The sequence below is a fragment of the Cypionkella sp. PAMC25878 genome, from assembly GCF_058135695.1.
In genome coordinates, this window is record NZ_CM176871.1 from 461,847 (window position 1) to 481,534 (window position 19,688).

The 19,688-nt window shown below is 61.7% G+C and carries 19 protein-coding genes and 1 riboswitch; of the genes, 4 read left to right on the forward strand and 15 right to left on the reverse strand.

All coding sequences use genetic code 11. From position 1 onward, the window contains the following. Position 1: 1 nt before the first annotated feature. The gene (locus ACS5RD_RS02090; RefSeq protein WP_489929777.1) at positions 2-799 is read left to right on the forward strand and encodes an ABC transporter permease; all 798 of its coding nucleotides are present in this window, start codon (positions 2-4) and stop codon (positions 797-799) included. A gap of 48 nt (positions 800-847) precedes the next feature. Here ACS5RD_RS02090 and ACS5RD_RS02095 read toward each other — a convergent pair whose 3' ends face one another. Beyond that, a complete protein-coding gene (locus ACS5RD_RS02095) occupies positions 848-1,285 on the reverse strand; it encodes a MerR family transcriptional regulator (RefSeq protein ID WP_489929778.1) in 438 nt (145 codons plus the stop codon). A gap of 91 nt (positions 1,286-1,376) precedes the next feature. Between ACS5RD_RS02095 and ACS5RD_RS02100 the strand changes: the two genes are divergently transcribed. Both ACS5RD_RS02100 and ACS5RD_RS02105 read left to right on the forward strand, forming a co-directional pair. Next, positions 1,377-3,545 (forward strand): heavy metal translocating P-type ATPase, encoded by a 2,169-nt coding sequence (locus ACS5RD_RS02100; protein WP_489929779.1) that lies wholly within the window; start codon positions 1,377-1,379, stop codon positions 3,543-3,545. Between the two features lie 124 nt (positions 3,546-3,669). Beyond that, on the forward strand, positions 3,670-4,434 hold the full coding sequence (locus ACS5RD_RS02105) for a uracil-DNA glycosylase family protein (protein WP_489929780.1): 765 nt from the start codon (positions 3,670-3,672) through the stop codon (positions 4,432-4,434). 321 nt (positions 4,435-4,755) lie between these two features. On the opposite strand, the gene ACS5RD_RS02110 is transcribed toward ACS5RD_RS02105, so the two are convergent. The 3 genes from ACS5RD_RS02110 to ACS5RD_RS02120 all read right to left on the reverse strand — a co-directional run bounded on the left by ACS5RD_RS02110 (position 4,756) and on the right by ACS5RD_RS02120 (position 8,392). After that, positions 4,756-5,709 carry a substrate-binding domain-containing protein gene (locus tag ACS5RD_RS02110; protein WP_489929781.1) on the reverse strand — a complete coding sequence of 318 codons (954 nt, stop codon included), beginning with the start codon at positions 5,707-5,709 and terminating at the stop codon, positions 4,756-4,758. Between the two features lie 66 nt (positions 5,710-5,775). After that, positions 5,776-6,714, reverse strand: coding sequence for an ABC transporter permease (locus tag ACS5RD_RS02115; RefSeq protein ID WP_489931320.1), 939 nt, complete (start codon positions 6,712-6,714; stop codon positions 5,776-5,778). 73 nt (positions 6,715-6,787) lie between these two features. Continuing rightward, positions 6,788-8,392: a sugar ABC transporter ATP-binding protein gene (locus ACS5RD_RS02120; protein WP_489929782.1), complete on the reverse strand. Its 1,605-nt coding sequence runs from the start codon at positions 8,390-8,392 to the stop codon at positions 6,788-6,790. 150 nt (positions 8,393-8,542) lie between these two features. On the opposite strand from ACS5RD_RS02120, the gene ACS5RD_RS02125 reads away from it, so the two are divergent. Beyond that, positions 8,543-9,559 carry a LacI family DNA-binding transcriptional regulator gene (locus ACS5RD_RS02125; protein WP_489929783.1) on the forward strand — a complete coding sequence of 339 codons (1,017 nt, stop codon included), beginning with the start codon at positions 8,543-8,545 and terminating at the stop codon, positions 9,557-9,559. Here ACS5RD_RS02125 and ACS5RD_RS02130 read toward each other — a convergent pair. From ACS5RD_RS02130 to ACS5RD_RS02180, 11 genes are all read right to left on the reverse strand, one after another. Next, positions 9,556-10,500, reverse strand: coding sequence for a hypothetical protein (locus ACS5RD_RS02130; RefSeq protein ID WP_489929784.1), 945 nt, complete (start codon positions 10,498-10,500; stop codon positions 9,556-9,558). The genes ACS5RD_RS02125 and ACS5RD_RS02130 overlap by 4 nt on opposite strands. Then, positions 10,497-11,078, reverse strand: a complete 582-nt coding sequence (locus tag ACS5RD_RS02135; RefSeq protein WP_489929785.1) for a (d)CMP kinase — start codon at positions 11,076-11,078, stop codon at positions 10,497-10,499. The genes ACS5RD_RS02130 and ACS5RD_RS02135 overlap by 4 nt, the downstream gene beginning before the upstream one ends. A gap of 61 nt (positions 11,079-11,139) precedes the next feature. After that, positions 11,140-11,799: a hypothetical protein gene (locus ACS5RD_RS02140; protein WP_489929786.1), complete on the reverse strand. Its 660-nt coding sequence runs from the start codon at positions 11,797-11,799 to the stop codon at positions 11,140-11,142. Between the two features lie 135 nt (positions 11,800-11,934). Next, entirely contained in the window at positions 11,935-12,399 is a 465-nt protein-coding gene (locus ACS5RD_RS02145; RefSeq protein ID WP_489929787.1) for a hypothetical protein, read from the reverse strand. A 153-nt stretch (positions 12,400-12,552) separates the two neighbouring features. Then, a complete protein-coding gene (gene aroA, locus ACS5RD_RS02150) occupies positions 12,553-13,905 on the reverse strand; it encodes a 3-phosphoshikimate 1-carboxyvinyltransferase (RefSeq protein ID WP_489929788.1) in 1,353 nt (450 codons plus the stop codon). 260 nt (positions 13,906-14,165) lie between these two features. Continuing rightward, positions 14,166-14,852, reverse strand: a complete 687-nt coding sequence (gene trmB, locus ACS5RD_RS02155) for a tRNA (guanine(46)-N(7))-methyltransferase TrmB (RefSeq protein ID WP_489929789.1) — start codon at positions 14,850-14,852, stop codon at positions 14,166-14,168. 53 nt (positions 14,853-14,905) lie between these two features. Next, positions 14,906-15,370: a preQ(1) synthase gene (gene queF, locus ACS5RD_RS02160; RefSeq protein WP_489929790.1), complete on the reverse strand. Its 465-nt coding sequence runs from the start codon at positions 15,368-15,370 to the stop codon at positions 14,906-14,908. A 63-nt stretch (positions 15,371-15,433) separates the two neighbouring features. Further along, positions 15,434-15,883 (reverse strand): DMT family transporter, encoded by a 450-nt coding sequence (locus ACS5RD_RS02165; RefSeq protein WP_054004521.1) that lies wholly within the window; start codon positions 15,881-15,883, stop codon positions 15,434-15,436. A 151-nt stretch (positions 15,884-16,034) separates the two neighbouring features. After that, on the reverse strand, positions 16,035-17,201 hold the full coding sequence (metK, locus tag ACS5RD_RS02170) for a methionine adenosyltransferase (protein WP_489929791.1): 1,167 nt from the start codon (positions 17,199-17,201) through the stop codon (positions 16,035-16,037). Positions 17,202-17,208: 7 nt separating this feature from the next. Then, positions 17,209-17,256, reverse strand: a riboswitch (SAM-SAH riboswitch). Positions 17,257-17,291: 35 nt separating this feature from the next. Continuing rightward, entirely contained in the window at positions 17,292-18,767 is a 1,476-nt protein-coding gene (gene lnt, locus ACS5RD_RS02175; RefSeq protein ID WP_489929792.1) for an apolipoprotein N-acyltransferase, read from the reverse strand. Position 18,768: 1 nt separating this feature from the next. Beyond that, complete coding sequence (locus ACS5RD_RS02180; protein WP_489929793.1) at positions 18,769-19,686, reverse strand: hemolysin family protein; 918 nt, start codon at positions 19,684-19,686, stop codon at positions 18,769-18,771. Between the last annotated feature and the right edge of the window lie 2 nt (positions 19,687-19,688).

The window sequence follows — 19,688 nt, forward strand, 5'->3', positions numbered from 1 at the left end:
CATGAGCCTGAAAGACTTTTTCGCGAAATGGATCATGGGCCTGATCCTGATCGTGGCCTATGTGTTCCTCTATATGCCGATCGTGCATATCCTGTTCGCGTCGCTGTCGAGCCACCCGAACTTTCCCTATCCGCCCGATTTCAACCCGAAAAGCTATGTCAATCTGGCGACCAACTCGATCTATCAAAGCGCCTTTCTGAACAGCCTGATCATCGCGTCCTGCACCGCTGTTCTGTCCACAGTCATGGGTTTTCTGGCAACCATCGGCGTGCTGCGCTTTGCCGGAAAGCGGGCCTTGTTCTACGCGGTGTTCTTCGCAGGACCACTGTTTGTCTCCGAGATTCTACTCGGGATTTCCAGTATGTCGTTGTATTATCTGGTGTTTGGCTTGCAGGGCAATATGGTGACGGCGATCATCGCCAACTCCGTGCATTGCTTTAGCTTCTGTTTCCTGATCATGGCGGCGATGCTGTATAAATACGATTGGCGGATGAACGAAGCAGCGATTGTCTGCGGGGCCACGCCATTTCGGGCATTTCTTGAAGTGATGCTGCCGCTGACATGGTCAGGCATCATGGGCAGCCTGATCGTGGCGTTCGTACTGGCGCTGAACGGCTTGGACATCTCGTTCTACTTGCTGGGGGCGACGCCAACCATGCCCTCGGTGGCTTGGGGCGCTTTGCGCTACGGCGTGAAACCCGAGCTTTACGCACTATCGACCATCATCAATGCGGCAGTGTTCTTGGCGATCATCGTGTTGTTCCTCAAGGCACGAAACACGAAAACCGCGCCCGTCTAAGCGGCCTTCATGGCATCAAAGCAAGGACCGTGGCTGCGCTGCGGTTCTTTACTCCATCATCTCCGGCACTGCGTGGTGATCATGCACGCATTGGCCGTGATCGCCCAAAACCTCAATCACCCGACAATCGGCGATGGTGCCGTGGGCGCATTGGATGACCATCCGCTGCAACTCCTGCTCCAGCGCTTTCAGCTGCGTGATGCGCGCCTGCACGGCGGCAAGCTGCGCCTTGGCAATCGCATCGGCGGCAGAACAGGGCAGTTCAGGCCGATCCGACAGGCTAAGCAGATCGCGGATCGCTTCCAGCGGAAAGCCCAGCGCGCGGGCGTGGCGAATGAAAGCCAGCCGTTGCCGCGCCAGCGGACCATACAGCCGTTGATTGCCACTGCTGCGCTCGGGTGGTGGCAGCAGGCCAATCTGCTCATAGTAGCGCACCGTCGGCACCTTCACTCCGGTCTCGGCGGCCAATTTTCCGATGGTCAGCATGAGAAACCTCTTGCAGCTATAGTTACTAGAGACATTAGCTTTAGGGTTGGGGTGCCGCAAGTAGCGCGCAAGAAGATCTCAAGAGGCTGAAATGACTGAGCTATCCGGCAAAGACTCACACGAATGGCGCATCTCCGGCATGGATTGCGCGGCCTGCGGCCGCAAAATCCAGACCGCTGTGGAGCGATTGCCGGGGGTCAGCGGGGTTGAGATCACCCTGATGAACGAACGCCTGCGGCTGAAACTTGCCCCCGAAACCACCCTGCCCGCCCAAGTCGAGCGCGCCGTGCAGGCACTGGGCTATGGCATCACCGCGCCCGCCGTAGCGGCCCCCGAACCCGCCGCGACAGAGGATCACGACACCGAAACCCACCCCGATCATACCGCCCACAACCACGCCGACCTGCCAACAGATGTGCGCTGGTATCAAACCGCCAAGGCCCGCTTAGTGTTTTTCACAGGCATCCTGCTGGCCGCCAGTCAGATCGCGAAATGGACCTTCGTCGCCGACCAGGCCATCTGGGCCTTCACGCTCGCCTGCCTGATCGGCCTGCTGCCCGTGGCGCGCAAAGCATTGGCAGCACTCCGGGCGGGAATGCCGTTTACCATCGAAATGCTGATGACCATCGCCGCGACTGGGGCCTTGCTGATTGGCGCCGCCGAAGAAGCCGCGCTGGTGGTGTTCCTGTTCGCAGTGGGCGAGTTGCTGGAAGGCGTCGCCACCAACAAGGCCCGCGACGGCATCCGCGCTTTGGCAAAACTGGTGCCCGCAACCGCGCTGCTGGAGCATGACGGCCAGAGCTCTGAGGTCGCCGCCGAAACCCTGCAACCCGGTCAGATCATTCAGGTGCGTCCCGGCGATCGGCTGGCGGTGGATGGCGAGATTGTCTCGGGCACCTCGGGTATCGACGAAAGCGCTGTGACCGGCGAAAGCATCCCGGTGACGAAAGGGCCGGGGGCCAGCGTATTGGCGGGTACGATCAACACCGAGGCCGTCTTGCGCGTTCGTGTGGTGAAAGCCAGCGCCGACAGCACCCTCGCCCGCATCGCCCAGATGGTGGCCGATGCCGAGGCCGCCCGCGCCCCGACCGAACGCTTCATCGACCGTTTCAGCCGCTGGTATATGCCCGCCATCGTCGGTGTGGCGCTGCTGGTGGCGTTGCTGCCGCCGCTGACCATGGGCGCGGATTGGGGCACCTGGACCTACCGCGCGCTGGCGCTGTTGCTGATCGGTTGTCCTTGCGCGCTGGTGATTTCGGTCCCCGCCGCCGTCGCCGCCGCACTTTCCACCGGGGCACGGCACGGCTTGCTGATCAAGGGCGGCGCGGTGATCGAGGCAATGGCAAACCTGCACACCGTAGCTTTGGACAAAACCGGCACCCTGACCGAAGGCCGCCCGGTGCTGACCGACACCCTGCCCGCCGAGGGCATCCCGGCGACCACGCTGCTGCAACTGGCGGCGACAGTGGAGGCTGGCTCCACCCATCCGCTCGCCAAGGCGATCCTCGCGCAAGCCAAGGCTGACGGCCTGACGCTGCTACCCAGCCAAGACGCCCGCGCCTTTCCCGGCAAGGGCGTCGAAGCGATGATCGCGGGCGCGCGGGTGCATGTCGGCGTGGCTGATGCCGCGACGCCTGCGGTGGCGCAGCTTCAGGCAAGCGGCAAGACCGTGGTGGAAGTCACCCGCGACGGCATCCCCCTTGGACTGCTGGCACTGCGGGACGAACCGCGGGTTGATGCCGCCGAGGCTTTGCAGCAGTTGAAGGCGCTGGGGTTGCAGGTGGTGATGCTGACCGGGGATAATCTGGGCTCTGCCATGGCGGTCGCGACCCGATTGGGCATCCAAGCGCAGGCGGGGCTGCTGCCCGAGGGCAAGATCGCCGCGATCCAGAAACTCGCAGCAGAGGGCGGCGTGATGATGGTCGGTGACGGCATCAACGACACCCCCGCCTTGCGGCAGGCCAGCGTAGGGGTGGCGATAGGGGCGGGCACCGATGTCGCGCTGGAGACCGCCGATGCCGCGATCCTGCGCAACAAGCTGACCGACCTGCCCGCGATGATCCGGCTGTCTCGGGCCGGGATGGCGAATATCCGGCAGAACGTCGCGGTGGCTTTGGGGCTGAAAGCGGTGTTTCTGGTGACCTCGGTTCTCGGCCTGACCGGCCTCTGGATCGCCGTGCTGGCCGACACCGGGGCCACCGTGCTGGTCACCCTGAACGCGATGCGGCTGCTGGCCCGCGATCCTCGGAGGGGTGGGTGAGTGTCCACGCGTGGACAGGGGGGCGGCGAATGGGATTTCAAGGGGTTAGGGGGCGGGTGTTAGGGAGTTGTTAAGGTTTGGACTGAGTGCCAAAGTATTCCCCAACGCCCAAAGGACAATACCAATGAAATATGACGCGGATATCTTGTTCAATCGTGCTGCATGGCAAGACCTGATTGTATCGCAAGAATTGCTGTTCAAACCCGAGGCGTTGGCGGCAATCTCAGATGGCCTTCGCATGGATTTCCATGAGGGTCATGCCCAAGGGCGAAATATGCCTGTCGTTCCCACCGAGGCCTATGCGAATGATCTTCTAGCAACATTCGACAATCATGTCGCTGGCTACGATCTGCCGTGTTTGCTATCCGCAGACCGCACAACGCGCGGTCGCGTGATGTTTTGCGCGCAAGACCCTCTCCGCAATGGCGTTCAAACGGGCATCACCGTTGGCACTTTCTTTGGAATTGACAGTGATTACTTGCGCCAGTCTCGTCGCCATTATGGCGTTCTCTGGCAGTTGATCCGGCGCTGTGTTGAGAATGGCTATGATGTCTGGGTGACTGACGCGATGAAGCTGTATGCGAAGGAAGCGCCCATTGATCCGCAGCTCTATGACATTTGTGGCAAGGTATTGCTTCGCGAAGTGGAATTGTTCAAGCCAGATCACGTTGTAGCCTTTGGCAATCGCGCGCGGCATCTTCTTGATAGATTCAACTTGAAAAAACCCGTTTTGCACGAGCGCCATCCAACGGCGCGAGGGTCCTCCGCAGCTTGGGCGAAGGAAGGTGCAGCACGCAGGTACTGCGAAACACCGCAAGGTCGACTTGAAGCTAAGGTTGATCGGTATTGCCGTGACATTTTTGGGTTTGAACTTGCCCTAACAACGTAATCCGTTGGGGTAGCTGACTGGCTTACGCCCTTTAGGTTAGATGGCATAAAGCATCACCACAGGGCAGCGCCTGACCACCGGGCGGGCGCTGCAACGCTGGTTCTAGGCACTTTATGGTTCAGCTCCCTCCCCAGAGGTTCTAGGCGAGACTTGTCAATAGCGCCCGCCCGAGGGGGCGGTCGGGCGCTGTCCGGCGGGCTTCGCCCTTGATTCCGGGCTTGGGTGGTTTGCTTGGCAGGCGGGATGGGGGAAGGGGCCTTGAATATCAAAACGCCTGCCCAAATGAATGGGCAGGCGCGTGTCATTCATTTAACCCCAGCCTTAGAACGGCGAGTCGGGGAAGTAGTAGGCGCTCGCGTTGTCTTTGGTGATCAGCGTCGCATCCAAGGTGAAAGTGCCGCGCATCGGCACTTGGCCGTAGAGGTTAGCGACGGTCATCTCCAGCGCGGTGCCGACCATGGCTGGCGGATAGAGCACGTCGACCGGAATCATCTTGTCGCCATCCATGACTTTCTTGATCATGTCTTTCGACCCAGCGCCCGCTACGACATATTGAATGTCGGTGCGGCCCGATTGCTCAATCGCCTGCAACACGCCGACGGCCATGTCATCATCCTGGCACCAAACCACGTCGATTTTCGGAAACTTGGTCAGGTAATCCTGCATGACTTTGAAGGCGTCATCACGGTTCCAGTTGCCGAACTGACGGTCCAGCACCTTCACGCCCGAACCTTCGATGGCCTTGTCAAAGCCATCCTGACGGGTCTGATCAATCGGGATTGGCAGGCCACGGATCACCACAACTTCGGCGTCCGGGGTGGTGGCTTTGATGTAATTGCCTGCGGTTTCGCCCAAGGAATAGTTGTTGCCAGCGATATAGAGATCGCGCACCGAGTCGTCATTCACCGAAGGCGCACGGTCAACGATGGTCACAAAGGTGCCCTTGGATTTGATCTCTTTGATCGAGTTCACCAGCGGATCGGGGTCGCTTGGCAGGATCACCAGCGCGTCAATGCCTTGGGTTTCAAGATCTTGCAGCGCGTTCGCTTGGCTTGCCGGATCGGGCGAAGTTTTGACGATGATATTCAGCCCCGGATGCTGCGCCATCAACACTTCGGCCACGCGGTTGGCATGGAACACCACGCCAGAGGTCCAGCCATGATCGGCTGCGGGGATCGAGACACCAATCGTATAGGCTTTGTCCTCGGCAAAGCCCGCCGTGCTGCCCAGCGCCAATCCGGCGACGGTCACAAGGCTAAGTAGTCCTTTACGCATTTTATTCCTCCCTTTGGTTGGGTCTGGCAGTGAATGACCGGGCGACCCACGCCCCGGCCAGTTATTTCACGATTTCCGCACCAGTGATCGTTGCACCAGCATGGCGATGATGATGATCGCGCCTTGGATCGCGCCGATCAGGTATTCACTGATGAAATTGGATAGCAGCATGATATTGCCCACCAATTCCAAGATGAACGCGCCGCAAATGGTGCCCCAAACCCGGCTTGCGCCCCCCTTCAGCGCGGTGCCGCCGATGACGACAGCGGTGATCGCCTGCAACTCCCACAAAATCCCGGTGGTGGCCGAAGTGGACCCCAAACGCGGCACATAGAGCATCACCGCGATGGCAACACAGACGCCTTGGATGACGAAAGCGGTGGTGCGGACGCGGTCCACCTTGATGCCGGAATAGCGCGCGACATTGGGGTTAGAGCCAACCGCCACAACATGGCGGCCATAGCGCATCCGATACAGCACGAAGGCGGCAACCGAAGTCACAGCCAGCACGACAATGATCGGCACTGGCACGCCCAAGATCACGCCGAAATAGGCTGGGCGATACAGGTCTTGCTGTTCTGCCGATTGCAGGGTGATTGCCCCGCCTTGAGAAAGCCAAGTGGTCAAGCCGCGATAGATGCCCATGGTGCCCAAAGTGGCGATGAAGGGTTCTATCTTGCCGACTGTGGTTATCAATCCGTTCGCCAGCCCGCACAACGCCCCCACCACCAGCGCCAGCAGCATCGCGGCGGCAATCATCATGCCGGGGTCTGCAATCGCGTTGGAATTCATGAACAGGATCATCAGGCTGGCGACAAACGCCACCATCGAGCCCACCGACAAATCCAGATCGCCCGAGGAAATCACAAAGGTCGCCCCCACCGCGATCAGCGCGATAAAGGCACTGCGGGTGGCGACATTGGCCAGATTATTCAGGCTGATGAAGTTGGAATTCACCATCGCCCCCAACAGCAGCAAAAGCGCCAGCGCCACAAACGGGGCCACCGCGCGCAAGTCTACATCCTGCCAGCGTCGCTTTGGTCCCACCTGATCTTCAGTTGTCACATTCGCCCCCATCTCAAGCCACAGCCTTTTGCTTCAACCCTGCCGAGTAGCGCATGATTTCCTGCTCATTAATCTCATCGCCCTCCAGCACGCCGACGATCCGGCCCGCCCGCATCACGACGATCCGGGTGCAAAGCCCAATGATTTCAGGCATCTCCGACGACACCACGATCACCGAACAACCCTCGCGCGCCAAAGCCGCGATGAAATGGTAAATCTGCTGCTTGGTGCCGACGTCGATGCCACGCGTCGGCTCGTCGATGATCAGGATTTTCGGGGTGATCTCCATCACCTTGGCGAGCAGCAGCTTTTGCTGATTGCCGCCCGACATCCGCCCCGCCACCACAGAGGCATCGCGCACCCGAATGTCAAACCGCCGCCGCGCCCGCGCCAAAGCTTTGCGCTCACTCGCGGGGCTGAGATAGCCCCAGCGGCCATGTTGATCCAAGGATTGCAGCGTCAGGTTGCTCGTCATGTCTGACCCGAGCAGCAGGCCTTTGGATTTGCGATCCTTGGTCATATAGGCCAGACCCGCCGCTGCGGTCGCCTGAATATCGCCCGCTGGCATCAAGGCATCACCGATCCGCACCTCACCCGAGACGCGCGGATAAAGCCCGGCAATCGCCTCCATCAGCTCGGTGCGGCCCGAGCCGATCATGCCGGAAAACCCCAGAATCTCACCCTTGCGCAGATCGAAATGCGCGTCGCGGACATGGGCCGTGTTCAGTCCCACCACCGACAACACGCGCGCCTCATCGACGTTGGGTTCCGATTTCTGTGGATACAGGCTCGACAGTTCCCGTCCGACCATCAGTTGCGCAATCGACTCGCCATCCAGCATCGCAGTCGGCGCGGTTTTCACCCATTGGCCATCGCGTAGCACCGTCACCCGGTCGGAAAGTTCAGTGACCTCGTCCAGCTTGTGCGAGACGAACACAAAGCTGGTGCCCAGATCGCGCAGCTTGCGCACCTGCTTGAACAGCGCCTCGGTTTCATCGCGCGACAGCACAGCGGTTGGTTCATCCATAAACACAATGCGGGCATCGCGGCTGATCGCCTTGGCAATCTCGACCATCTGCTTATCGGCCACGGTCAGCAACCCAATCACCGCCGTTTCGCTGATATGCGAGCCGAGCATATCCAAAACGCGCCGGGTCTCACGCCGCATATATTTGCGGTCCAGCAGGCCAAAATGCGCCACCTCGCGGCCCAGAAACAGACTTTCAGTGACGGTCAGATGTTCGGCAAGATTGAATTCCTGATGGATCACCACGATGCCCAGCGCCTCTGCCGCACCATTCGGTGGCAGTTTGACCGGCTTGCCATCGAGAAAAATCTCACCCGAGGTGGGTTGTTCAAAGCCGGACAACACCTTGACCAGCGTGGATTTGCCCGCGCCATTTTCACCCATCAGCGCGTGAATCTCGCCGCGGCGCAGGTCGAAATCGACGCTGAACAGCACCTGAACGCCGCTAAATGATTTGCTGATCCGCTGGGCCGACAGCACGATATCGCCGCGCGCAGGCGACGCGATTTGACGATTTTCGTGCGCGACCGACGCGACATCATCGCGTGCAGACACCACAATGTCGCCACTGCCCTTAGGCTCTGACTCCATGACTTCCCCCCTCGCGGCTCCTCTCCGCCCCTTAGGTGTAGTGCTTTGCATTTTTTATGTAAAGGTTTACATTCTAACAATGCAACGTCCGCTTTGCACCTTGTGCTGCCGCTCTATAAGCTGTGCGCAAGCAACCAAAGGCCCTGCCCCTTGTCGAATTCCCCCGCCACCATCGAAGACGTCGCCCGCATTGCCGAGGTGTCGATCGCCACGGTGTCCCGCGCCATCCATTTGCCGGAAAAGGTCGCGGTTTCGACGCGGTTGAAGGTCAACCAAGCGATTGCGCTGACCGGATATACCCCAAACGCCATGGCGCGCAGCCTGCGGCTGGGCAAATCCAACATGATCCTCGTGGTCGCCCCCGACATTGGCGACCCAAATTTCTCTAGCATTCTTGTGGGGTTAGAGAATGAAGCCCGCGCGCATGGCTACGGCGTGCTGATCGGCCATACCCAAAACGACGCCCAGCGTGGCATGGAATATCTGAAATTCTTCTCATCAAACCAAGCCGCCGGGATGATCCTGTTCACCGGCATCCTGCCCTTCGGCCACCAGTCGATGACCGCCCGCCTGCCGCCCACCGTTGGGGTGTTCGAGCCTGTGTTCAACGGCGGCATCCCCTATGTCGGCGTCGATGATCTGGAAGGCGCGCGCAAGGCGGTCGAATTGCTGATCGCCGAGGGCCACCGCAAAATCGCCTTCATCGGTGAGAATCGCAGCCGCCTCGCCTACAGCCGCCGCCGTCTGGGCTGTGAGGCGGGCTTGGATGCTGCAGGGATTCCGGCAGCCTCTCGCATGGTGATCGACGGCGATGGCACGATTGAAAGCGGGCGGTTGGCTGTCGATCAGCTGTTCCTGCGCGACACGTTGCCGACCGCCTTCATGTGCGTCAACGACCAGACCGCCATCGGCGTGATGCTGGGCCTGACCGCGCGCGGCTATGTGGTGCCGCGCGATTTCTCGGTGACCGGGTTTGACGACGTGCCGCAGGCCTCGTTCATCCAGCCGAGCCTGACCACGATCCGCCAGCCACGCGGCCTGATCGGCAAACACGCCATGACGCTGCTGCTACAGCTTTTGTCCGACACCCAACCCGAGGAAACCGAGATTCTCCTGCGCCCCGATCTGGTGGTGCGCAATTCGGTCGGCCCCCCGCCGCGTCGCTAACGCAGACCCAATCGCGCCGCATCAAAGCCGGCCTCGGCAAAGATCGCCAACACTCGGGCATCGAAACTGTCAGCGTGGATGTCCAGACAGTGCTGGCCGAAATACCAAGTGAGCGCGCGGGCATAGTCCGGCGGATCGGCGAAAGCCCGCGCCAAAGCCGCGCTGAAATCCCCCGGTTGGCGCACGGTTTCAACAAAGGCATGGAAATCCGAACGCCCGAACAACACCGCAGGCTTGCCGTGCAAGAACCCCTCCATGGCGGTGGCGGAATTCACCGACACCGTGGCGACACAAGCCGCCAGAATGTCATGCACATTGGCGTCGGTGGCGATCGGCGCATAACCCTTCGCGCGCACCGAAGCGATGATCTCCGCGCCCAACTCTGGCTTCAACGGATGCGGCTTGACCAGCACCGGACGGCCCCCAGCGCCCGCGCAAGCCGCCTCAACCATCGCCGAAAAACTGCAATACGCCTGCCCGTTTCGCTGCGGCGCTGGCCCTTGCAGGAACACCGCAATCGCCCCCTGCGGCAGAGCGCTGACCGCCTTCTGCTGCTTATAGCGCGAGCGTCGCGGCACCGCGAAGCGCTGCTGTAACGCGGCCAGATAGGCCGCCGCCACCGCCCCATCCACCTCCGTTGGATCATAGCGCAAACCGCCAATCAGGCTCGCCGCTTGAATCCCCTGCGGATCAACGTGGAAAAATCCCTCCAGATAGGCCGTCGCCGCGTTCAACACGCCAAGGCGCTGGCCGCTGCCGTTCTCGACGATATGCAGATTGCCATCCGGGCGATAGCGCTTGCCATCGAAGCCCTCAATCAGATCAACCACCCCGCCCCGCGCCACAATGCAATCGCGAATCCGAGCGTAAAGCAGTGGGTTGCCTGCGTCCAGCCGCGCCAACATGTAGCCCGGAAGATGCAGCACAACACGGGCTGTCACAGCCGCGCCTCGATCACCGCCACTGCCGCCGCAATCGCAGCCTCTATCGGCAACTCTGAAGTATCCAGAACCACCGCATCCACCGCAGGCTTCAACGGAGCAGCACTGCGCCCCATATCCCGCGCGTCGCGTTCTATCACCTCCGCCAGCACGCGGGCTTCATCGCCGCCGACCTCCAGCCAGCGCCGATGCGCCCGCACCTCGGCGCTCGCCGTTACATAAAGCTTCACCTCGGCCTGCGGGCAAATCACCGTGCCGATGTCGCGGCCATCCAGCACAGCCCCGCCTTCTGCCGTGGCAAACCGCCGCTGGAAATCGACCAGAGCCGCCCGCACCTCTGGGATCACCGCCACCACACTCGCCGCCTGCCCCGCCGCAAGCGAGCGCAGATCATCGCGCTCCAGATCGGCCGCCGTCAAACCCCGCGCCGCCGCCACCGGATCGCCGCCCAACGCGCCAACCGCCCGATACAACAGCCCGGTATCCAGATGCGCAAAGCCAAACCGCGCCGCCAGTGCCCGCCCAATCGTGCCCTTGCCCGCCGCCGCAGGCCCATCAATGGCCACTGTAAAGCGCATGGTCATCCTCTGTGCTCAAATATCCTGGGGGTTTGGGGGCTAGCCCCCAAGTCGCCCTGACCTAGCTGTCCAACTTGCGCGGCGCTTCCGGCGGATAGGCGTAAGCGTTTGAGACGATCATACCGCCCTGCTCCAGCACCTCGGACACCGCGTCGTCTTCCTCGAACTGGAATTCATAGGCGTCAAACGGAAACGCCTTGGCATCCACCAAGCCTTCCAGCGAGATGATCGCAATGCCCTCGGCCTCGAAATCTTCGACCAACTGCTGCAAAGCTGCGGCAGCGGTTTCGGCCTTGATCACCGCAAGCTGATAGTGCCCGCCATATTCGCCTTCGTCCTCATCCGCCCATTCCATATCAAACGCGTCGATGCAGACAGCATAACAGCCCGAGGCCACGCCATCCGACTCGTCCGGCTCGAACGGATGCGCTTCCGACACACAAATCTCGCCCGAGCCTTGGGCGGTTTCGGCCATGCCATCAATGTCGATTTCAAACGGCAGAATTTCATCCTCAAACGCTTCCACCGCCCCGGCGTGCAACACCCGGTCCAGCCGCAAGCCATTGACGGAAATCGAATTTGCCAGAGTGGCCAAGGCTTCCGACAAATCCTCTGCGATCAGCACAAAAAACCGCGCCTCGCCGCCATAATCTGCGCCATCGGGCATGTTGGCCGGGCCTTCCGGGTCGAACACCTCGACGGCTGCATAAAAAGTTCCCATCTGATGCCCTTCCTTTGGCGTAAAGTTCGGCCCGCAACCGAGCCTTTGCGCCTCTATACCCCGGCGCAAAGCCAAGCGCCACCAGACCCCGCGCCCAGAGTCGTCGGTAGGGTGCGTGATTTCACGCACCGCCTCCTAACGCGCAACCCGCCGCATCCGCCAAAGACCCCACAGTGCCAAGATCACCGCAATGGCGAGCGCCGCGAACTTCAAGCTGGTCACCAGTGCCACATTTTCCACGTCTGCGGCCACGCAAAGCCCGCCGCGCAGCAATCCGGCAACTTTGTCATTCTCCAGCAGATCAAAGCCAACATAGAGCATCGCGGGCAGGAACCATGGCCAATCCCACCACCAAATCGGTAAGACCAGCGTGGTGGCAAGACAAAACATCAGCAGGGCATCGGCGAGATGCAGCGGACCAAGGTAGATGGCTTTGGCAGCAGGCGTCAGCCCTGCCAAATAGGTCTGCGCCTGTTCAAAGCTGTAAAGTTGCAGATCAAACGGCGGCAGATCCCCGACATAGACTTGCGCCGCAAAATAGCGCCAAACGCCATAAGCGATCACGGTGGCCATCGGCAAAGCCCAATACAGATATTTCATCCCGCCTCCCCGCCGCTGTTGCGGCAAGGCGATCATGCCCTGTCGGTTCGGTCAAGCTTGCTGCGTCAAAGGTTAAGAAAGCCTTAAATCGCCCAGCCTAACCATTTGATTTAAAAAGATACAAAATGGTCCCGAGTTGGGACCATCCAAAAGCTATTGCCCACCCTGCCGCAAAGTAGCACCCAAGCCTGTCATCAAGCCCTCAAAAATCGGGAAAGACGTCACGATCGGCGAGGCATCATCGACCGAAACCGGACTTTTCGCAGCCATACCCAGCACCAGAAAAGACATCGCAATGCGGTGATCAATATGGGTCGCACAGGTCGCCCCACCGGGCACTCCACCCGCTCCCATGCCGTGCACGATCAAGGTATCCTCATCCTCCTCGATCTTCACCCCGCAAGCCTCCAACCCCCGCGCCATCGCGTCGATCCGGTCAGATTCCTTGACGCGCAGCTCCTTCACGCCCCGCATGATCGTCTTGCCCGTCGCACAGGCCGCCACCACCGACAGGATCGGATATTCATCAATCATCGACGGCGCGCGTTCGGGCGGCACCTCGATGCCCTTCATACTGTCGCTGAACCGCACCCGCAGGTCCGCCACAGGTTCGCCCCCCTCGGTGCGCGGGTTCTGAAACTCAATCTCCGCACCCATCTCGACCAGAGTCAGATAGAGGCCATTGCGAGTGAGGTTCTGGCTGACGCCGGGCACGAAGATATCCGAACCTTCGACGATCAGCGCCGCACAGACCGGAAACGCCGCCGAGGACGGATCGCGCGGTACCGCCACCGTTTGCGGGCGGAGTTCTGGCTGGCCGGTCAAAGTGATGACATTGCCCTCACTGGTCTTCTCAACGGTCAGTTGCGCCCCGAAGCCCAACAGCATCCGCTCGGAATGATCCCGCGTCGGCTCGCGCTCAATCACCACCGTCTGCCCCGGCGCGTTCAGACCCGCCAGCAGAATGGCCGACTTCACCTGCGCCGAGGCGACGGGCAAAGCATAGCGCACCGGAACCGGATTTGCCGCCCCCACTACCGTCATCGGCAGACGGCCCCCCTTGCGCCCGTAAGCCTGTGTGCCGAACAGGGAAAGCGGGTCGGTCACCCGCCCCATCGGGCGTTTGCGCAACGAGGCATCTCCCGTAAAGGTCGCGGTCATCGGCGTCGTGGCCATCGTCCCCATGATCAGGCGCACCCCGGTGCCGGAGTTGCCGCAATCAATCACATCGGCAGGTTCCTGAAACCCGCCGACACCGACGCCCTGCACCGACCAAGCCCCCGGCCCGTGCTGCAAGACGGTCGCGCCAAACGCCCGCATCGCTTTCGCGGTATCCAGCACGTCCTGGCCTTCCAGCAAGCCGGTGATCTTAGTTTCCCCCACCGCCATCGCCCCGAAAATCAAAGCGCGGTGGCTGATGGATTTATCGCCCGGAACCGAAGCGGTGCCTTTCAGCGGCCCGGATTTCGAGGCGGTCATCGGTTGGGCTGTGGCATGGGCGGACATCGGCACTCTCCTGCGCGGAATTTGCAAGCCTGATAGCGCAAGCAAGAGCCGGGGTCCACGGTTGACCTGATAGGGCTGCGCGCTTGGCCCCCATCGAGGGGGCACGCGCGCGCTGCTGTCGCGGGATGGGTTTGATGCGTGGTGAGGGCTGAGGGGGAGGTGCCTCCGACGGGAGTATTTCAGAAAGAGCAATGCGCAGGGCGCTTGTTGGATTTGCTCTTTTTGAAATACTCCCGCGCGGAGCGCAGCTGACCGCAGTTTCAGGCGTTGCGCTGGAAGGTCAGGTAATGCGGCGGGCGGCCTTCGCGCAGGGCTTTTTGCTCGTAGCGGGTGGAGAGCCAGTCGGACCATGGCTGATCGCCCTGATCCAGAAGGGTGAAGCCCGCTTGCGGCACTTCTTCCAGCGTTTGGCGGACGTAATCGGGGATGTCGGTGGCGACGCGAAACTCGGCACCCGGTTGCAGGGCGCGGGCGAGGGCTGCGAGGTAGCCTTGGGTGACGAAGCGGCGGCGATGGTGGCGGGCTTTCGGCCAGGGGTCGGGGTAGTTCAGGAAGGCTTTGGCTATGGAAGCCGGGGGCAGCACATCAAACAGATCGCGCACGTCGCCGGGGTGGATGGCGAGGTTGGTGACATTTGCCGCGCGGATCTTGCCGAGCAGCATGGCGATGCCGTTAACGAAGGGCTCGCAACCGATGATGCCGACTTCGGGATAGGTGGCGGCCATGTGGACCAGATGCTCGCCGCCACCGAAGCCGATTTCCAGCCACAGCGGTTTGTCTGCGAAACGGGAGAGGTCGATGGGCAAGCGTTCGGGGTTATCTTCCCGCGTCACACCGGGCAGGCTGAGACGGTCGAGATCTTCCTCCAGATAGGTCTTCTGGCTGGCGCGCAGGGTTTTGCCATGGACGCGTCCGTAGAAATTGCGGCGTTCGACGGGATCATACATGGGGGTCGCCTCGTGGTTGGGTTGCGGCCTCTAGCCTTGGTTTGCGGTCTGCGTCAACCCCGGCCCCGGTAAGGCGCGACGCCTTGGTCGGGCAGCCAGACGGCTTCGGGCGGGGTTCCGGTCTGCCAGAACACATCAATTGGAATGCCGCCGCGCGGGAACCAATAGGCGCCGATGCGCAGCCAGACCGGATCGAGCAAAGCGACCAGTTTCTTGCCGATGTCTAAGGTGCAATCCTCGTGGAAGGCACCGTGGTTGCGGAAACTGCCAAGGTAAAGCTTCAACGATTTCGACTCGACCAGCCAATCGCGCGGCACATAGTCGATGACGATATGGGCGAAATCGGGTTGGCCGGTCATCGGGCAGATTGAGGTGAACTCGGGGGCGGTGAAGCGCACGCAATAGAGCGTGCCGGCATGGCCTGCGGGCACCTTTTCAAGCACCGCCTGTTCCGGGCCTGCGGGCAAAGCCGTGGCCGCACCAAGCTGTGTCAGGCCGGAAACATCTGTGCTGGTCATTCTGCTATCCTCGCGGTGAAGGGGCCGACCTAGCGCCACTGGTTCAAGGCGTCAAGCCGGAGCTCAGCCGCGCTGGATCAGGGCAAGCCCCGCGACCATTGCCACAAGTCCGGTGGCGCGTGCCACTGAAACCGTGCGCACCATCGCACCGAACAGGCCGAACTGGTCGATCAGGGTGGCCGCGATCATTTGGCCGAGCAGCACACAGAACACCGCGTTGCCAACGCCAAAGCGCGGCGCAACCCATGTCACCGACAGCACATAGAAGGCGACGAACAGCCCGGCTCCGAACAGATATTTCGGTTGCGCGGGCAGCAGGGCGAGGGCATGGACCTGACCCGAGAAAGCCAGCACGAGGACGCAGGCCAGCAGGGCCACCGCGAACAGCACCACCGATGCCGCCACGGGTGCGCCAATCCGCCCGCCCAACTGGGCATTCAGCGCCGCCAGCATCGGAATACCGATACCCGCCAGCAGCATGATCAGGGCGTAACGCAAGGTGTCACTGGGCATTTGGCGGACTCCCAAGGCTGTCATCCCTGGTGTCTACTTGGCGCGGGGTGCGGATGCACCTTGGTCTGGAAGCCCACGGGTCACGCCGCAGAGTAGAGGGCTTCACGGGCGGCGACGGTGGTACATCCAGCCGCCGCCCATGAGTTTAGACTTAAACCGCCGCTTTCAGGGCGTCAATCAAATCGGTCTTCTCCCAGGAGAAGCCGCCATCAGCTTCCGGGGCGCGACCGAAATGGCCGTAGGCCGAGGTGCGGGCATAGATCGGCTTGGTCAGGTGCAGATGCTCGCGGATGCCGCGCGGGGTCAGATCCATGCAGGCGGCCACGGCGCGCTCGATCACATCATCGGGCACAGCGCCAGTTCCGTGGGTGTCGACATAGATCGACTGCGGCTCGGCCACACCAATCGCATAGGACACCTGCAAGGTGCAGCGATCTGCAAGGCCAGCTGCGACGATGTTCTTCGACAGATAGCGCGCGGCATAGGCCGCCGAACGGTCGACCTTGGTTGGGTCTTTGCCTGAGAACGCACCGCCGCCATGCGGGGCAGCGCCGCCGTAGGTATCGACGATGATCTTGCGCCCGGTCAGGCCCGCGTCGCCATCTGGCCCGCCGATCACAAACGTGCCCGTCGGGTTGACGTGCCAAATGGTGGCTTTGGTGATCCATTCTGCCGGAAGGATTTCGCGGATATAGGGTTCGACAATCGCGCGGATATCGGCGGAGGATTGCTTTTTGCTGGTGTGCTGGTGCGACAGCACGATCGAGGTGACTTCCACCGGCTTGCCATCGACATAGCGCAGCGACAGCTGGCTTTTGGCGTCAGGGCCCAAGGTCGGCTCTGCGCCGGATTTGCGCACTTCGGCCAAGCGTTTCAGGATCGCATGGGCGTATTGGATCGGGGCTGGCATAAGCTCCGGCGTCTCACGGCAGGCATAGCCGAACATGATGCCCTGATCGCCCGCGCCGTCTTTATCAACGCCCTGCGCGATATGCGCAGATTGTTCGTGCAGGTAGTTGTGAACCTTGATCTTTTCCCAATGGAATTTTTTCTGCTCGTAGCCAATATCTTTGACGCAAGCGCGCACGATGTCTTCGACTCGCTCGACCATCTCGGCGGTCTTTTTCTCGGTCGATAACCCCACTTCACCGCCGACAACCACGCGATTGGTGGTGGCAAAGGTCTCGCAGGCCACCCGTGCGTTGGGTTCTTCGGTCAGGAAGGCATCGAGGATGGCATCTGACACCCGGTCGCAGAGTTTGTCAGGATGGCCCTCGGACACGGATTCCGAGGTAAAAATGTAGTTTTGGCGGCTCATGGGGAAGTGCTCCGTTGGGTTATCCACGCACGCCAGGAAGCCGTTGTGCGGGTTTTATCGGCCTGCCTTAGACCCAATCCAACGGAAAGGTCAAGGCTTGGGGCGTTTGCGGGGGCGGAACAGGGCGGCTGCGAGTCCGGCCAGCAACACCAAAACCGGGATTTCCCCGAAACGGTCATAGGGCGTGATCGGCAAAGCGGCGGGGAGGGCGGCATCAAGATAGCTGGCGATCTCAAACGGCAGGCTAGCGGTGATGCGGCCGCGCGCGTCATACACCGCCGTCACCCCGGTATTGCCGACGCGCACCAGCGGCAGGCCTTGCTCGATGGCCCGCAACCGGGCTTGGGCAGCGTGCTGGAACGGCCCGGTCCACCGGCCAAACCACGCGTCATTGGTGATTTGCAGCAGCCAATCGGGCCGCTCGGTGCCGCGCAAGTCTTGCGGGAACACCGCCTCGTAGCAGATCAGCGGCAAAGCCCGGCCCAGTTTCGGGCCAAGGTCCAGCAGTTGCGGGCCGGGGCCAGCCATGTAGCCATTGCCGACCTGCGAGGCAAAGGCCGAGATATTGGCCCATTGGAACAAGGCATCGCCGAAGGGGATATATTCGCCGAATGGCACGAGATGGTGCTTGTCATAGGTGGCGCTTGTCATGCCGTCCGGGGCGATCACCGCGAGGGAGTTCCACGCCTTGTCACCCTCCACCCGCTGCATCCCTATGGCAACAGGAGCGCCCCCGCCCGCGCTTGCGATCATACCGCCGATTTCGGGGTGACGGTCGAGCAGATAAGGCAATGCGGTTTCCGGCCAGATCACCAGATCGGGCGTGGGTTTGGCGGCGGTCAGGCTGAGCAGGCGGTCAAAGAATTGCTGCGCCAGCGCTGGGTCCCATTTCGCCTGCTGTTCGGCATTGGGCTGCACAAGGCGCAGGGTGACGGGGCGGTCAGCGGGCATCGGTTGGGCGAGGGTCCAAGCACCGTAACCCCAAGCGGCGGCGAGGGTTGCGGCAGCAAGGCCGACGGGCAGCGGGCGGCGCAGTGCCAGGCCCGCAGCCAGCACAGCAGTCAGCAGCGACAGCCCGCTTGGCCCGATGAACGCTGACAGTTGCGCCACTGGCGTGTCGATCCAGATATGGCCGATCAGCGCCCATGGGAATCCGGTCAGCACATAGCCGCGCAAAAGGTCTGTGGCGGCGAGGGCAACCGCGAAGCCCAAGGCGGCGTTTCGACTATAGCGACTTAACCACCCCGCCAGCGCCCAAAACAATGCCATGCCAAACGCCATCAACACCAGCGCGAATGGGGCCATCCAACCATCGCGCGCGGCATCGACCATGAAGGGCTGCACGATCCAATTCAGCGCTGCCGCAAAGTAGCCCGCGCCTGCAAACCATGCCAGCCAGATCGGTGCAGGGCTGCGCCCGATCAGCCAGCAAAGTGCAGCCAAGGCGGGCAGGCTGAGATACCATGCCCCAAGCGGTGCTTGCCCGCAGGCCGCCAGCACGCCCAGCACTGCCGCCAAGCCAACGCCCCGCAGACCCGGCCAGCCCGCCCTGATCCTGCGCAACATCTTAGCCTTCGACCTCGGGTACCGCAGGCTCGGACACCACCTGTGCTATCGCCCCCGGCAGGCGCACCCGCAAACGCTTGATCCGGCGCGGATCAGCGTCCAGCACCTCAAACTCCACCCCGGATTCATGCGGCACGATCTCACCGCGCACCGGCACCCGGCCTGTGCGCAGGAACACGAGGCCACCCAGAGTGTCGATATCCTCATCATCCTCGCCGTTGCGCAGGGTCAGGCCGATGGCAGCCTCGAAATCATCCAGCGACACGGTGGATTGCGCCACGAACACACCCGGAGACTCTTCCTTCCAGAGCGCGCCTTCGACCTCGTCATGCTCATCTTCGATTTCCCCGATCACCGTCTCAATGAGGTCTTCGATGGTCACAAGCCCGTCCACGCCGCCATATTCGTCGATCACCAAAGCCATATGCACCCGGTCGCGCTGCATCTTCTGCAACAGCGTCGCGGCGGGCATCGAGGGTGGCGCGAACAACACCGGACGCAGCAGTTTCTTCAGCGAAAACCGCCCCGAGGCGCCAAAGCCATGCTGCAAGGCCAGATCCTTCAGCAGCACAAGGCCCTGCGGATGGTCCAAAGTGCCTTTGTAAACCGGCAGGCGGCTAAAGCCATGTTGGCGAAACGCTTCGACCAGATCATCCTTGCCGATGTCCAACGGCACGGCGGCAATCTCAACCTTGGGAATCGCCACATCATCGACCCGCAAGCGCCGCAGATTGCTCAACCCCAACAACCCACCTTTCGCGGGTGTCAACGCCGCCGCTTCCTCGTCGCCCTCGCTGCTGTCAGAGGAGTTGAAGGCGGACAACAGCCGCCCGAAGAATCCGCGTGGCGAGGCCTCGGCCTCATCGGCATCCGCGCGCGACTTTGGCGCTGCGGGTAACCCGTCGTTGCTACTGCCCATTG

Excerpts from the sequence above, each read along its gene's own strand:
- ACS5RD_RS02135 (WP_489929785.1), bottom strand. The coding sequence starts at position 11,078 with ATGCGCTTTACAGTGGCCATTGATGGGCCTGCGGCGGCGGGCAAGGGC.
- ACS5RD_RS02180 (WP_489929793.1), bottom strand. The coding sequence starts at position 19,686 with ATGGGCAGTAGCAACGACGGGTTACCCGCAGCGCCAAAGTCGCGCGCG.
- lnt (WP_489929792.1), bottom strand. The coding sequence starts at position 18,767 with ATGTTGCGCAGGATCAGGGCGGGCTGGCCGGGTCTGCGGGGCGTTGGC.
- ACS5RD_RS02110 (WP_489929781.1), bottom strand. The coding sequence starts at position 5,709 with ATGCGTAAAGGACTACTTAGCCTTGTGACCGTCGCCGGATTGGCGCTG.
- ACS5RD_RS02165 (WP_054004521.1), bottom strand. The coding sequence starts at position 15,883 with ATGCCCAGTGACACCTTGCGTTACGCCCTGATCATGCTGCTGGCGGGT.
- ACS5RD_RS02145 (WP_489929787.1), bottom strand. The coding sequence starts at position 12,399 with ATGAAATATCTGTATTGGGCTTTGCCGATGGCCACCGTGATCGCTTAT.
- ACS5RD_RS02090 (WP_489929777.1), top strand. The coding sequence starts at position 2 with ATGAGCCTGAAAGACTTTTTCGCGAAATGGATCATGGGCCTGATCCTG.
- ACS5RD_RS02140 (WP_489929786.1), bottom strand. The coding sequence starts at position 11,799 with ATGGGAACTTTTTATGCAGCCGTCGAGGTGTTCGACCCGGAAGGCCCG.
- ACS5RD_RS02095 (WP_489929778.1), bottom strand. The coding sequence starts at position 1,285 with ATGCTGACCATCGGAAAATTGGCCGCCGAGACCGGAGTGAAGGTGCCG.
- ACS5RD_RS02100 (WP_489929779.1), top strand. The coding sequence starts at position 1,377 with ATGACTGAGCTATCCGGCAAAGACTCACACGAATGGCGCATCTCCGGC.
- aroA (WP_489929788.1), bottom strand. The coding sequence starts at position 13,905 with ATGTCCGCCCATGCCACAGCCCAACCGATGACCGCCTCGAAATCCGGG.
- ACS5RD_RS02120 (WP_489929782.1), bottom strand. The coding sequence starts at position 8,392 with ATGGAGTCAGAGCCTAAGGGCAGTGGCGACATTGTGGTGTCTGCACGC.
- metK (WP_489929791.1), bottom strand. The coding sequence starts at position 17,201 with ATGAGCCGCCAAAACTACATTTTTACCTCGGAATCCGTGTCCGAGGGC.
- trmB (WP_489929789.1), bottom strand. The coding sequence starts at position 14,852 with ATGTATGATCCCGTCGAACGCCGCAATTTCTACGGACGCGTCCATGGC.
- queF (WP_489929790.1), bottom strand. The coding sequence starts at position 15,370 with ATGACCAGCACAGATGTTTCCGGCCTGACACAGCTTGGTGCGGCCACG.
- ACS5RD_RS02105 (WP_489929780.1), top strand. The coding sequence starts at position 3,670 with ATGAAATATGACGCGGATATCTTGTTCAATCGTGCTGCATGGCAAGAC.